Origin of the sequence: Acidiphilium sp. 34-64-41 (assembly GCF_002282635.1) — a bacterium.
Lineage (GTDB): Bacteria > Pseudomonadota > Alphaproteobacteria > Acetobacterales > Acetobacteraceae > Acidiphilium > Acidiphilium rubrum.
Map to the genome: position 1 here is coordinate 1 of NZ_NCJX01000040.1, position 13,561 is coordinate 13,561.

Genomic DNA, 13,561 nt, shown 5'->3' on the forward strand with positions numbered 1-13,561 from the left:
CGTCATCGCAAACCTCCTCCAGGGAAGTTCAGCGAATCATACCCGCCCGAGCCGCGACAAATCACTTTCGAGTCAACGGAACCTCAGGTTGGTATAAGCGTAATTGTCGAGCTGATACAGCGGCATCGCGTTGGAATAGACCGCATAGATCAAGATCGCCCGGTTGGCCGGATTGTCCTTCCGATAGGTCGGCGGGCTCGGCAGATCCTTCGGCAGCAGGCCGCTCGCCGCGTTGATCGCGGTCTGCACATCGCCGGCGGCCCCATCGATGTTGCGGTTCAGCACGAATTGCAAGGTGATGCTGGTCGAGCCGAGGCCGCTGGTCGAACTCATCGCGGCAAACTGCTGTTCGAGCGGTGCCGCCACCGACGATGCCATGGTATCCGGGCTGGCACCCGGCAGCGAGGCAGTGACCTCGATGGTCGGAAAATCGACATTCGGCAGCGCCGCCACCGGCGGTTTGGTATAGGCAATGATGCCCGCGACCAGAATGCCCGCCATCAGCAGCGAGGTCGCGATCGGCCGACGGATGAACCCTGCCGAAATATTCATGACGCCGGCGCCGGCGTCGGCGAAGGCCTATCGATCCTGACCTTCGCGCCATTAGCCAGGCCTGCAGCCGCGCCACTGTCACCGCCCGCCGCACCACCGAGTCATCCGGCTGGATCACATAGGCGTAATAGCCGCCCGGCCCTTCCACCACGGCGGTCGCCGGCACCGTCAACGCCTTGGGCTGCACCGACAGCACCAGCCGCGCTGTTACATACTCGCCGGGCCACAATGTCTCGTGGGCATTGTCAAACTGCCCCATCAAACTGATCGTACCGGTGGTGGTATCGATCAGATTATTGACGAATCGCAGATGCCCGTGGGCCAGCAGGGTGTGCCCGTCCTCGCCATAAGCATCCACGGTCAGGCCATTTTGCATCTGATGGCGCCGGATTGCGGCAAGACTGGCCTGCCGACAATTCTGGGAAACCGCTCGAAATGTATCCGCCGGCGCGGGCTAACCCGTCAGTTTCCCCGCAATCGCCTCCAGCACGCTGGCATCCTCGATCGTCGGTGGCACCACCGGGTTCATCCCGTTCGCCATCTGCTTCATCGTCGCGCGCAGAATCTTGCCCGATCGCGTCTTGGGCAGCCGTTGAACGATCACCGCAGTCTTGAACGCCGCCACCGGGCCGATTCGCTCGCGCACCAGCGCCACCAGTTCATCCGCAATCACCGCCTCATCGCGCTCAACGCCGGATTTCAGCACCACCAGCCCGAACGGAATCTCGCCCTTGATATCATCGTGCCGCCCGATCACCGCACATTCGGCGACATCGGGATGCGCCGCCAGCACCTCCTCCATCGCCCCGGTCGAAAGCCGATGCCCGGCGACATTGATGATGTCATCGGTCCGCCCCATCACCCAGATATCGCCCTCCGCATCCACCGCCCCGGCATCCCCGGTCCGATACCAGCCCGGAAACGCTTCGAGATACGCGCGCCGATACCCCGCATCGTCGTTCCACAACGTTGGTGCGCAGCCGGGCGGCAACGGCAGCCGGATCGCCAGCGCCCCCACCTCACCCGCCGGCATCAAATCACCCTGCGGATCGAGCGCCTGCACATCAAACCCCGGGCACGCCCGCCCGCCGGACCCGGGCTTGAACGGCGTCAACCCGGTGCCGCGGAACCGCGCGCTGATCGGCCAGCCCGTCTCGGTCTGCCACCAATTATCGATCACCGGTTTGCCCAGCAGCCCGGCAATCCAGGTCGCGGTCGGCGGATCGCACCGCTCGCCCGCCAGAAACAACGCCTCCAGCGCCGATAAATCATACGGCCCGATCATCGCACCCTCAGGGTCCTGCTGCTTGATCGCGCGCAACGCCGTCGGCGCGGTGAACAGCGTCTTGACCTTGTGCTGCGCACAAACCCGCCAGAACGCCCCGGCATCCGGTGTCCCCACCGGCTTGCCCTCGTACATCACCGACGTCACCCCCGCGAGCAGCGGCGCATAGACGATGTAGGTATGCCCCACCACCCAACCGACGTCGGATGCCGTCCACATCACCTCGCTCGCCGCCCCGGGACCCGGCCGCACGTCGAAAATCAGCGGCACCGAATGCGCCAGCGCCACCGCATGCCCGCCATTGTCCCGCACAATGCCCTTGGGCTTGCCCGTCGTCCCCGATGTGTAGAGCACATAGAGCGGATCGGTCGCCGCCACCGGCACCGGATCATGCGCGATCCCCGCCGCCTCGGCCGCGCTGAAATCCTCATCCCGCCCCGCCAGCAGCTCAGCGCGCAGAGCCTCGCGCTGGAAAATCAGGCAAGCCTCGGGCCGATGCGCCGCTAAGTCCAACGCCGCGTCGAGAATCGGCTTGTAGGCAACCACCCGCCCCGGCTCCAACCCGCAGGAGGCCGCAATCACCAACCTGGGCTGCGCCGCATCGATCCTCGCGGCCAGTTCCGGTGCGGCAAACCCACCGAACACCACCGAATGCACCGCTCCCAACCGTGCACAGGCCAGCATCGCGATCGCCGCCTCCGGCACCATCGGCATATAAATCACCACGCGATCGCCCTTGACCACGCCCCGCGCCGCCATCGCCCCCGCCAGCTTCGCCACCCGGTCCCGCAACACCCGATAGGTGAACTGCGCAACCCGCCCTTCCATCGCACTATCCCAGATCAGCGCGACCCGCTCGCCCGCCCCGGCCTCGACATGCCGATCCAGACAATTGACCGACGTATTCAGCACCCCGCCCGTAAACCACCGCCCGAACGGCCCGATATCCGGGTCGAACACACGCTGATACGGCTCGATCCAGTCGATCGCCTTGGCGGCTTCGGCCCAATACAACTCGTTCATTGATTTTGCTCTCGGACGGTTAAGGAAGGCCTACTTTTTTGAAAAAAAGTAGCAAAAAACTTTCAGCCGATTCTCGACAATGCCGCGTCCAACCTCGCCAACTCCGCGTGGGCGGCGTCCAGACGGTCGCGGTTTTCCACGATGATATCCTCCGGCGCCTTGCTGACGAACTCCTGATTCTCCAGCTTACGCGCGATCTTCTCGGCATCGCTCGCCGTCTTCGCCCGCGTCGCCGCCAGGCGTTTCCGCTCGGCCGCCAGATCGATGATATCCGCCAGCGGCAAAATCAGCGTCGCCTCACCCAATATCGCCTGCGCCGCCCCCTGCGGCATCTCGCCCTCCAACGCCTCCAGGCTGGAAATCCTGGCCATCCGCGCAATCTCCTCGCGCCACCGCCCGGCCCGCGCCAGCGTCTCCGCCGAGGCATCCCGGATCAAAATCGGAATCCGCGTGGCCGCCGGCACGTTCATTTCGCTACGCACCGCCCGGATTTCTGAAATCGCGGCAATCACCCACGAAACCTCATCCCGCGCCGCCGCAGCATCACTGACCACCTCACGCTCCGGCCACGGTGCCCGGATCAACGACCCCACCGCGCCATAACCCAACTCATCCCACAACGCTTCGGTCACGAACGGGATCATCGGATGCAGCAACCGCAGCAACACCCCCAGCACATGCGCCGCCACCGCCCGGCGCTCGACCGCATCCTCATCCTCGCCCGCCAGACCGGGTTTGGCGAGTTCCAGAAACCAGTCACAGAAATCGCCCCACGTGAACCGGTAACAAATCTGCGCATACTCCGCGACGCGATACGCCTCCAGCGCCGCCGTCGCTTCGCTCACCGCCCGGTTCGCCGCATCCAGAATCCAGCGCGACAGCGCAAGCCGCGCCGCCTCGGGCCGGAACCCAGCATCCGGCCGGCACGCGTTCATCTCGCAGAACCGCGCCGCATTCCAGATCTTGGTAATGAAACTCCGGTTCGCCGCCACCATGGTCGGCCCCAGCTTGATCGAGCGCCCCGCCCCGCTCTGTGCACTCACGGTATAGCGCAGCGCATCCGCCCCGAAATCCTCGATCAACGTAATCGGGTCGACCACATTGCCCTTGGTCTTGCTCATTTTCTGGCCACGCTCATCGCGCACCAGCCCGTTCATCATCACGGTGCGGAACGGCACCTCGCCCATCACATACAGCCCCATCATCACCATCCGGGCGACCCAGAAGAAAATGATGTCGAACCCGGTGACCAACACATCACCTGGATAATATTTCGCCAGTTCTGCGGTAGTCTCGGGCCATCCCAGGGTCGAAAACGGCCACAGCGCCGAGCTGAACCAGGTGTCCAGCACATCGTCGTCCTGGCGGAGATCGACCGGATGGCCGAAATGCTCCTCGGCATCGCGATGCGCCTCGGCTTCGGATTCGGCCACGAAAATCACCCCCTCCGGCCCATACCAGGCCGGAATCCGGTGCCCCCACCACAATTGGCGCGAAATGCACCAGGGCTGGATGTTCCGCATCCAGGCGAAATACGTGTTCTCCCACTGCTTCGGCACGAACTCGACCCTGCCGTCCTCCACCGCCGCGATCGCCGGCTTGGCCAGCACTTCGGCATTGCAGAACCATTGCTCGGTCAGCAGCGGCTCGATGATGGTGTCGCCCCGCTCGGCCTGCGGCACGGTATGGGTATGCGGCTCGGTCTTTTCCAACGCGCCGATCGCATCGAGGTGCGCCACGATTTCCAGCCGCGCGGCAAACCGATCGAGCCCTTCCAGGCTCTCGAAAAACTCCCGGTCCTGCGGGTCCACGCCGTCGCGCACCTCCGCCAGCGTCACCCGCGCCGCCCGATCGAAAATCGAGGGCGTCGCCAGCCCATGCCGCTGCCCCACCGCGAAATCGTTGAAATCATGTGCCGGCGTGATCTTCACCGCCCCGGTGCCTTTTTCCGGGTCTGAATATTCATCGGCGATAATCGGAAACCGCCGTCCGGTGATCGGCTGGATCACGGTCCGCCCCACCAGCGCCGCATAGCGCTCATCGCCCGGATGCACCGCCACCGCGGTATCGCCCAGCATCGTCTCCGGCCTTGTCGTCGCGACGATGATCACCTCGTCGCTCCCCTCGATCGGATAGCGCAGATGCCACAAAAACCCCTTCACCTCGCGCATCTCGACCTCGAGGTCCGATATCGCCGAGCCGAACGCCGGGTCCCAGTTCACCAGCCGCTTCGCCCGATAGATCAAGCCATCGTTGAACAGCCGGACAAAAATCGTCCGCACCGCGCGCGACAGACCCTCATCCATCGTGAACCGCTCGCGTGACCAGTCGGGCGAGGCGCCCAGCCGGCGCAACTGCCTGGTAATCGCGCCACCCTGCTCCTCTTTCCACCGCCAGACCCGCTCGAGAAACGCCTCACGCCCGATCTCCTTGCGGGTCGTGCCCTCACCCTGCAACTCGCGCTCGACCATCAATTGGGTCGCGATCCCGGCATGATCGGTCCCCGGCTGCCACAGCGCATCGCGCCCGTTCATCCGCTGAAACCGGATCAGCACGTCCTGCAAGGTCATGGTCAGCGCATGACCCACATGCAGCCGCCCGGTCACATTGGGCGGTGGGATCATGATGGTGAAGGGCTTGGCGTTGCGCGCCGGGTCGGCCGCAAACGCGCCCTCCCGTTCCCAGGTGTCATAAAGCCGCGTCTCGAACGCGGCGGCGTCGAAGTTCTTGTCCAGCATGGGCCGATTATGCGCGAAACGATCGCGCCCGCAAAGGTGAGCGCCTAAAAACCCTCAGGCCGCCCGACCAACCGCTCGATCTCGGCCCGCACCACTCGCTCGACCAGGTTGGGCAGATGCGCATCGAGCCATGATTTCAGCATCGGCCGCATCTCCTCGCGCACGATGTCCTCGATGCTGATGCCACCCCGGCTCACCGCCAACCCCCGATCGGCCGAAACGCTCCGCATCAGCGCGCTGAAATGGCTCGCCGCCGCCTCGGCCGCTTGCGCCCCCAAAATCGGCTGCGGCCCCTCGACCGAACCCGCCGTGGTGGCCTCCGGCGCATGCGCCCGCTGCGGCTCGTAAGGCAGATCGGTCGATGCGGTGTCGGGTGGCGTCGCGCTCGACAGCGTCGGCGACAGGGCGATCGCCTCATGCACCGGCGCCCCACTCCGCGCCGCCCGCGCGGCTCCGTTCGCCGGTTCGCTCACCATCATGGAGGAATCCAGCACCATCACCGAGTCGGCATCGGCGGGTACTGCGCCGCCCTGAGGCTCCGGCGGCACCGTCACCGTCTCGGCATCCTTCAGAACGCGCCGGATCGATGACAAAATTTCGTCCATCGAAGGTTCCGCCCCGATCGGCTCGTTCGAGATGCTCATGGCCTGATTCCCCCTGACTGGTTTTGCCTATTTCGGCGACATGATCAGCTTCGGCACCACCGGCGCCGGCGTGCGCAGCAGCGCGCCGTCGGGGCTGATCCCTGCCTGTTCATACGCCTCGTTGCCGTTACCGAACAAGGCATCTTTCACCTGATCATAATACTTCAAATCGTCGTAATGCGTCACCGGCAACGCCAGATCCGTCGCGGTCAAACGCCCGATCGCCGCGGCGATCCCGTAAGATTCATTCACGACATTCGCAATGTTCTGAATTTGCGTCGTCTGCGCATTGAACAGCAATTGCTGCGCATTCAACACATCGAGCGTATCACGCGTGCCCACGATTTCCTGCCGCTCTGTACCATCGAGCGCGATGGCATCGGATTTGATCTGTTCCTTCGTGCTGCGCACCGCCGCCTTCGAGGCGATCAACCCTTCCCAGGCCTGCGTTGCCGACTGCACCGCCGTCCGCCGCGCATCCACCACGCCGGCGATGCCATACTGCACCTTGTCGCGCGCCTGGCGGATCGCCGCATATTCCGAGCCACCCTGATACAGCGGCACCGTGAGGTTCGCGAGCACCTGCCCGCCGCGCGAAGAACTGTTCGGCCCCAGCGGATTATGCTCGCTGAACGCCGAGGCCGAAACCGAAAGCTGCGGCGCCAGCGCCGCGATCGCGACATCCACCGCATCGACATCGGCACTCTGGGTGAACAGCGCCGCGACAACATCGGGATTGTTGATCATCGCCTGGCGCACCAGATCGGCCTTGCCCTTCACCGGCAGCGCCAGGGGCTGCGGCGGCACCAGTTCGGCGGCCGGATACGAACCGACCAGCTGGCGGAAGGTCTCGTTCGCGATATTCAGATTGCCGCGCGCCACCTCGACCTGCTCCTGCGCGCCGGCCAGCGAAGCCTTCGCCTGCGCCACCGACGTCTCGGTGATCTCGCCGACACCGAACTGATCATTCACGGCCTTCAACTGCTGGGCCAGCACGCTGCGGTTATTGATATCGAGTGCCAGCAACTGCCGATCGGTGATCACTGTCACATAGGCGTTCACCACTTTGGTGAACACGGTCTGCTCGGTCGACAGCAACTGCGCCCGCGCGGCGTAAACGCTGTTTTTCGCCTCATGCGTTTTCGCAACCGTCGCACCGCCGCTGAACAATTGCTCGGTCACGGTCAGCTGGCCGATTTCCTCGTTGCGTGATTGCGGCAAGCGCAGATGACTGAGTGTTGGTGCACCGGTCAGCGGGTTGGTGCCTGGCAATTGCTCGGTTTCGACGCCGGTAATCCGCCCCGCCGTTCCCTGCAACTCGACCGTCGGGCGCCATCCGGCCAGTGCCGCCGGCACCGTCTCGTCAGTCGCCCGCAGGTTCGCGCGCTGCTCCTGCAGGGTCGGATTATCCGCGTAGGCTTCCGACAGCGCTTGGGTCAACGTCGCCGGCCGCTCGTCCGGGCTGGCCCACGCCAACGGCTGCAAGGCCAGAACACTCATGGGTACAATCGCGCAAAGGGTCGTGATTCGACGGCGCATGGTCATCCTTCTGCAAGCCTCGGAAAAACGCCGGCCACGCGGGCCGCATCTGGTCAATCGTTCCATCAGAACGCGAACGTCGGCGCGGGGCTGAACCCGGTCAATGGACCGGCCTGGCAATCGGCCAGCACAATCTGCGCAAACCCCCCGCCGCTCACCTCCGCCCGCACGATCCGGCCAACGCCCCGCTGGCGCACGATCGCAATCACCCGCCCCTGCGGCGTCAATTGGCTGGCAAGTGCCGTCGGCAGCGCATCGATCGCACCCTCGATCACGATCACATCGAACGCGGTATGCTGTGGTGCGCCCTCGCTCAACCGCCCCGCCAGCACCCGTACCTCGGGCGCCTCGCCCGCCAGCGCCGCCGTCGCCATCGCGCGCAGGTCCGGGCTCGATTCCAGCGCCACCACCGCGCCGCCGCACGCCGCGAGCACCGCCGCGCCGTAGCCGGTGTTCGCACCAATAACCAATACCCGCTCGCCCGGCCGCACCGCCGCAAAGCTCGCAAGCCGGCCGATGGTCAGCGGCGAAGGCATGGTCCGCCCTTCGCCCAGCGGCAATTCGGCGTCGCTATACGCCTGCCCGACCAAGGTGGGCGGCACGAACCGCTCGCGGCGCAGCGTGCGCATCGCGGTCACGATCCGATCATCGACGATGTTATTCGGCCGGACCTGACAATCCACCATCAAGGCACGAGCGGTGCGGAAATCGCGGTCTTTTTCCTTCATCGGGGTCCTTCAACCGGAAGCCTCTACGCGGGAGCGCCCTCATCTATAAAGCGAGTCAGCGATCTCGCAAAACATTCCTGCCCCGCGCTGCCCTCCTTCTGCACCACCGGTCTTGACCACCAACCGCCGATGGCCCGATAAGCCAGCAATCGTCGTGCCCGGTCCGGTGGCAGAGTGGTGATGTAGCGGACTGCAAATCCGCGTATGCCGGTTCGATTCCGGCCCGGACCTCCAACGCACGATGCCATTGACGAAAATTTTCTTAAGAATAATTCATCAATGCCGTGCCGCCCGCACCCCGGGCCGCCCATCACCGACAGGCGCATGTCATGAACCGATCCGCCGCCGCCATCGCCATCATCCTGATCGTCATCGGCGCCCTCGCGGCCGGCGTGCTCCGCGTGTACGTCCCCGGTATCATCCTCATCCTGATCGGCGCCGGCGTCGCCCTGTCCCTGCGGATGGCAAATGAATGGGAACGCGCCGTCGTCCTCCGCCTCGGCCGCTTCGCCGGCATCCGCGGCCCAGGCGCCTTCTTCATCATCCCGGTCATTGAAACCATACGTTGCCGTCGATACCCGCAAGCAAAGCACCGTCATCAGCGCCGAAAACACCCTCACGCTCGATGGCGTCTCCGTCGCGGTCGATTCCATCCTGTTCTGGAAAGTCGAAGACGTAAAGCGCGTCGCCACCGAATTGCTCGACTACCGCGCCATGATCAGCCAGGTCGCGCAAACCTCGTTGCGCGAAACGATCAGCGGCATGTCGCTCGCCGAAATCCTCGGCAACCGCGAACAGATGGACCAGCGCATCCGCACCGTCATCGCCGATAAATCGCAGGATTGGGGCATCGGCGGCATCGGCGTGCAGATCCGCGACGTGCGCATTCCCGCCGAGCTGAACGACGCGATGAGCCGTAACGCCCAGGCCGAAAAGGAAAAACAGGCCCGCGTCACCCTCGCCAGCTCCGAAGTCGCCATCGCCGAACAAATCGTCCGCGCCGGCGACATCTACGCCGCCAACCCCGCCGCCCTGAAAATCCGGCAGATGAACCTGATCTATGAGATGAATAAAAATAAGGGCACCACGATCCTGATCCCGACCGATCTGGCAAATGCGATGAGCGGCGTGATCAAGGCGAAGGAAAGTTGAAGCCAAGCAGGTCTTTTTTGAAAAAAAGAACCAACAAACTTTTTTTAAACTGGCGATCGACTTGGAACCGATCGGGATCAGGTTCCTGCGACTACGTCGATGGGGCACGGAAACCGCCGACGCCGCGCTCGATCTCCGTCACATGCCGCGGCTCGAACCAGGCCGCATCTGTCAGTCCGCAAGAATGCGCGATCATCTCGACCTCATCGATGATCTGCCGCGCATAATTTGCCACCCGCACCGCCTTGTCCGCAGGATCGAGCCCGGCGATCAACTTGGGCTCCACCGCCGTCACGCCGGTCGGGCAACGCCCCGAGCCGCATTTCATTGCCTGAATACACCCCAGGCTGAACATGAACCCGCGCGCCGAACTGACGAAATCCGCCCCCATACACAAAGCCCACGCCACCTTGTCCGGCGTGATCAACTTGCCCGACGCCACAATCCGCACCCGATCGCGCAGCCCGTGCCGCGCCCGTACCGCCGCCACCAGCGGCAGCGCCTGGGTGATCGGCAGACCGACATAATCCGCCAGCGGCGCCGGTGCAGCGCCGGTCCCGCCCTCACCGCCATCCACCTGCACAAAATCCGGGCAATGCTCCGGATGAACCACACAATCGGCGAACCACTCTTCGACGAACGCGATATCGCCCACCACGAACTTCACCCCCACCGGCTTGCCCGTCACCGCGCGCACCCGCGCAACGAAGGCACCCAACTCGGCAATACTGCCGATGTCATGATGCCGGTTCGGGCTGATACTCGCCTCACCCTCCGGAATCCCCCGGATCGCCGCAATCTCCGCGGTCACCTTGCCCGCCGGCAGAATCCCGCCCTTGCCTGGCTTCGCCCCCTGAGCCAGCTTAACCTCGAACATCCGCACCTGCTCATGCGCCGCAATCGCCCGCAACCGATCATCGGAGAGCGCCCCCGCACCATCGCGCACCCCATACTTCGCCGTGCCGATCTGCATGATCAGATCACCGCCGCCGGCCAGATGATAATCGGATAGCCCACCCTCGCCCGTACTCATCCAGATGCCGCCCAGCCGCGCCCCTTTCGATAGCGCCAGCACCGCCGCATGGCTCAAAGCGCCGTAACTCATGCCGCTGATGTTAAAAACATGCCGCGCCAGAAACGGCGTCCGGCACGCGCCGGGCCCTGCCGCGACCCCGATCAGCTTACCGCCATAAAGCCGCTTTTCCTCATCGAGCACCGGAAACGGTGCGTTGCGGAAAATAAAGCTCGGCACCGTCTCGCTGCCGAAATTCACCAGGTTCGAGACACCCTTGGCCGACCGATACACCCAAGACCGCTCGAGCCGGTTGAACGGCCGCTCGGCCCAGTCCGGCAGATATTGGTACTGGCGCATATACTCGCCCCAAGTTTCCGCAAAATACCGGAAATGGCCGATCACCGGAAAATTACGCAAAATCGTATGCGTCGTCTGCCGCCGATCATGAATATAAACCGCCGAAATGGCGGCCAGAATCCCGAAACCGACCAGCGCAACAACCATCATTGAAATCATCGAACTCTCAAAAACCGGCTTGAACGCGATACCGGCAATCGATAATCCGAAAAGGTTAATATCCACTGAAGTTTACCGCTCAACCGAGCAAATACTCGACCTCAGCGGTATATTCAGGGTGCGCATCGCCCAGATGTGAACTGAACAGCGTGATGTGCTCCACCGCGATCGGCGGCGAACGATACAAATTCCGGCTCTGCACGAATTCCGCAAACCGCGGCCCGATCGGCATGTCCATCCGCGCCAGCGTCACATGCGGCGTGTAGCGCCGCCGCTCCGCCGCCAGCCCAATGCGGCGCAGCGCGGTCTCGATCTTCGCCTGCAGATGCAGCAACGACTCGTTGCGCTCGACGCCGACCCACAACGCCGAAACCCGCCCCGCCTTCTCGAACCAGCCCGCCCCGGTCAGCACCAGTGAAAACCCGCGTCCGCGGATCGCCGCCAGCGCATGATCGATCTCCTCGGCTTCCAGCCGCTTGGCCTCGCCGATGAACCGCAGCGTCAGATGCATGTTCTGCGCGGGCACCCAGCGCGCCCCCGGCAGGTTGAACGCAAACCCCGCCAGGGTCTGCTTGACCTCCCACGGCAGATCAAGGGCGACGAACAAACGCATGATTTGCCCTCCAGTCGCCATCAATGTTGCCGAGGCAACCGCCCCGGTCAAGCTCAGGCCGGCACGCGCTCCGCTGCCCAAGCCGTTACCCCGAGCCCCAGCATCAGCCCGATATTCTGCACCGCAGCACCCGCCGCGCCCTTGCCCAGATTATCCAGCCGCGCCACCAGTACCGCCTGGCTCGCGGCCTCGTTCTCGAACACGAACAACTCCATCACATCCGACCCCGCCGCAACTTCGACATCGAGCCGCTGCTCAACCGGCGTCATCCGCACCCGCACCTGCCCAGCACCCTCATAGTGCCCCACCAGCGCACACCCGATCTCGCGCGCGGTCGGCCGGCCCGGCAACGCATCCAGATGCAGCGGCACCGAAACCAGCATCCCCTGGCGAAAATGCCCGACGGAGGGAACAAAAATCGGCCGCCGCGCCAGGCCGCCATGCCGCTCGATTTCCGGAATATGCTTATGATTCAACGACAATCCATAAAGACCGAACGCCGGCCCACCATCGCGCTCATGGTCCGCAATCAACGCCTTGCCGCCACCCGAATACCCCGACACCGCATTGATCGTCAGCGGATAATCCGCCGGCACCAACCCCGCATCGACCAAGGGCCGCAGCAAAGCCACCGCCCCGGTCGCATAACACCCCGGATTCGAAACCCGCGCCGCCTGCGCAATCGCGCCCGCCTGCCCCGGCACCATCTCGGCAAACCCGTACACCCAGCCGTTGGCGACCCGATGCGCCGAACTCGCATCCAGCAACCGCGGCGCCGCACTGCCCAGCCCCTCGACCATGTCCGCCGCCTCGCGCGCCGCCTCATCCGGCAGGCACAAGACGACAAGATCAACCGATGCCATCATCGCCCGGCGCGCCGCATTGTCCTTGCGCGCGTGCAAATCGAGGCTCTGCACCACCACACCATCGAGCCGTCGCAACCGCTCGACAATCTGCAACCCCGTGGTCCCGGCCTCGCCGTCGATGAAAACACGCTTGCTCATGGCTTTTCTCCACCCCCATGCTGGCACCAAAATCAACACCGTGCTAGGCGGGCGCCCAACCGGATCGCATATGTTCAGATGGAGCCAATCGTAATGTCCGAAACCCAGACCCCGCCGCTCACCCTCAATATCCAATACACCAAAGACCTCAGCTTCGAAGTCCCCAACGCACCGGCAATCTATACCATCCTGCGCCAGCCCCCCTCGGTGAACATCAACCTCGACGTCCAGGTCCGCCGCATCCAGGACGACCAGAACGTCTACGAAGTCACCCTCGCCACCCGCGCGGAAGCCACCATTCCCGCGCCCGCCGAATCCACCAACGGCGCCGAACCCGGCAAAGACATGACCGTCTTCATCGCCGACCTCTCCTACTCCGGCATCTTCACCCTCACCGGCATCCCGGATAACCAGGTCGAACCCGTCCTGCTGGTCGAATGCCCGCGCCTGCTGTTCCCCTTCGCCCGCAACATTCTCGCCGATGTCACGCGCGACGGCGGCTTCCCCCCCGTCATGCTCGGCCCGGTCGATTTCGTCGGCCTCTGGCAATCCCGCCGCGAACAGATGGACGCTGCACCCGTTGCGAATGCCTGAGCGGTCAAGAAGGCCAGGGGCTCTGCCCCTGGACCCCGTTAAAGGCGGAGCCTTTAAAATCCATTAGTTTTAGGCAAGGGGAGGGCGACCCAGGCCAGATCGACGGACAGCGCCCTCCCCTTGCCTAAAACTAGCGGGTTCTAAGGGCTAAGCCCTTA

At 64.1% G+C, this 13,561-nt stretch carries 11 protein-coding genes and 1 tRNA gene; 3 read left to right on the forward strand and 9 right to left on the reverse strand.

All coding sequences use genetic code 11. From position 1 onward, the window contains the following. Positions 1-72: 72 nt before the first annotated feature. The 6 genes from B7X49_RS10025 to B7X49_RS10050 form a co-directional block, all read right to left on the reverse strand. A complete protein-coding gene (locus B7X49_RS10025) occupies positions 73-552 on the reverse strand; it encodes an efflux RND transporter permease subunit (RefSeq protein ID WP_286704335.1) in 480 nt (159 codons plus the stop codon). 454 nt (positions 553-1,006) lie between these two features. Next, positions 1,007-2,860 carry an AMP-binding protein gene (locus B7X49_RS10030; protein WP_286704337.1) on the reverse strand — a complete coding sequence of 618 codons (1,854 nt, stop codon included), beginning with the start codon at positions 2,858-2,860 and terminating at the stop codon, positions 1,007-1,009. 62 nt (positions 2,861-2,922) lie between these two features. Beyond that, positions 2,923-5,598, reverse strand: a complete 2,676-nt coding sequence (locus tag B7X49_RS10035; RefSeq protein ID WP_286704338.1) for a valine--tRNA ligase — start codon at positions 5,596-5,598, stop codon at positions 2,923-2,925. 44 nt (positions 5,599-5,642) lie between these two features. Next, complete coding sequence (locus tag B7X49_RS10040; RefSeq protein ID WP_029312284.1) at positions 5,643-6,242, reverse strand: DUF2497 domain-containing protein; 600 nt, start codon at positions 6,240-6,242, stop codon at positions 5,643-5,645. A 27-nt stretch (positions 6,243-6,269) separates the two neighbouring features. Then, a complete protein-coding gene (locus B7X49_RS10045) occupies positions 6,270-7,742 on the reverse strand; it encodes a TolC family outer membrane protein (protein ID WP_286704339.1) in 1,473 nt (490 codons plus the stop codon). A gap of 104 nt (positions 7,743-7,846) precedes the next feature. Further along, positions 7,847-8,509, reverse strand: coding sequence for a protein-L-isoaspartate O-methyltransferase (locus B7X49_RS10050; RefSeq protein WP_286704340.1), 663 nt, complete (start codon positions 8,507-8,509; stop codon positions 7,847-7,849). Positions 8,510-8,669: 160 nt separating this feature from the next. Here B7X49_RS10050 and B7X49_RS10055 point away from each other — a divergent pair. After that, positions 8,670-8,743 (forward strand) — tRNA-Cys (locus B7X49_RS10055). A 318-nt stretch (positions 8,744-9,061) separates the two neighbouring features. Further along, positions 9,062-9,661 (forward strand): slipin family protein, encoded by a 600-nt coding sequence (locus B7X49_RS10060; protein WP_286839201.1) that lies wholly within the window; start codon positions 9,062-9,064, stop codon positions 9,659-9,661. Positions 9,662-9,752: 91 nt separating this feature from the next. On the opposite strand, the gene B7X49_RS10065 is transcribed toward B7X49_RS10060, so the two are convergent. The 3 genes from B7X49_RS10065 to argC form a co-directional block, all read right to left on the reverse strand. Further along, positions 9,753-11,192, reverse strand: a complete 1,440-nt coding sequence (locus tag B7X49_RS10065; protein ID WP_286704342.1) for an FMN-binding glutamate synthase family protein — start codon at positions 11,190-11,192, stop codon at positions 9,753-9,755. Positions 11,193-11,271: 79 nt separating this feature from the next. Continuing rightward, positions 11,272-11,805 (reverse strand): RNA 2',3'-cyclic phosphodiesterase, encoded by a 534-nt coding sequence (gene thpR / locus B7X49_RS10070; protein ID WP_286704343.1) that lies wholly within the window; start codon positions 11,803-11,805, stop codon positions 11,272-11,274. 53 nt (positions 11,806-11,858) lie between these two features. After that, a complete protein-coding gene (gene argC / locus B7X49_RS10075; RefSeq protein ID WP_286704344.1) occupies positions 11,859-12,809 on the reverse strand; it encodes an N-acetyl-gamma-glutamyl-phosphate reductase in 951 nt (316 codons plus the stop codon). A gap of 93 nt (positions 12,810-12,902) precedes the next feature. Between argC and secB the strand changes: the two genes are divergently transcribed. Continuing rightward, the gene (secB, locus tag B7X49_RS10080) at positions 12,903-13,403 is read left to right on the forward strand and encodes a protein-export chaperone SecB (RefSeq protein ID WP_029312291.1); all 501 of its coding nucleotides are present in this window, start codon (positions 12,903-12,905) and stop codon (positions 13,401-13,403) included. The last annotated feature ends 158 nt before the right edge of the window (positions 13,404-13,561 follow it).

Coding starts and splice junctions, on each gene's coding strand:
- B7X49_RS10045 (WP_286704339.1), bottom strand. CDS start 7,742: ATGAGTGTTCTGGCCTTGCAGCCGTTGGCGTGGGCCAGCCCGGACGAG.
- argC (WP_286704344.1), bottom strand. CDS start 12,809: ATGAGCAAGCGTGTTTTCATCGACGGCGAGGCCGGGACCACGGGGTTG.
- B7X49_RS10040 (WP_029312284.1), bottom strand. CDS start 6,242: ATGAGCATCTCGAACGAGCCGATCGGGGCGGAACCTTCGATGGACGAA.
- B7X49_RS10050 (WP_286704340.1), bottom strand. CDS start 8,509: ATGAAGGAAAAAGACCGCGATTTCCGCACCGCTCGTGCCTTGATGGTG.
- B7X49_RS10035 (WP_286704338.1), bottom strand. CDS start 5,598: ATGCTGGACAAGAACTTCGACGCCGCCGCGTTCGAGACGCGGCTTTAT.
- secB (WP_029312291.1), top strand. CDS start 12,903: ATGTCCGAAACCCAGACCCCGCCGCTCACCCTCAATATCCAATACACC.
- B7X49_RS10065 (WP_286704342.1), bottom strand. CDS start 11,192: ATGATTTCAATGATGGTTGTTGCGCTGGTCGGTTTCGGGATTCTGGCC.
- B7X49_RS10030 (WP_286704337.1), bottom strand. CDS start 2,860: ATGAACGAGTTGTATTGGGCCGAAGCCGCCAAGGCGATCGACTGGATC.
- thpR (WP_286704343.1), bottom strand. CDS start 11,805: ATGCGTTTGTTCGTCGCCCTTGATCTGCCGTGGGAGGTCAAGCAGACC.
- B7X49_RS10025 (WP_286704335.1), bottom strand. CDS start 552: ATGAATATTTCGGCAGGGTTCATCCGTCGGCCGATCGCGACCTCGCTG.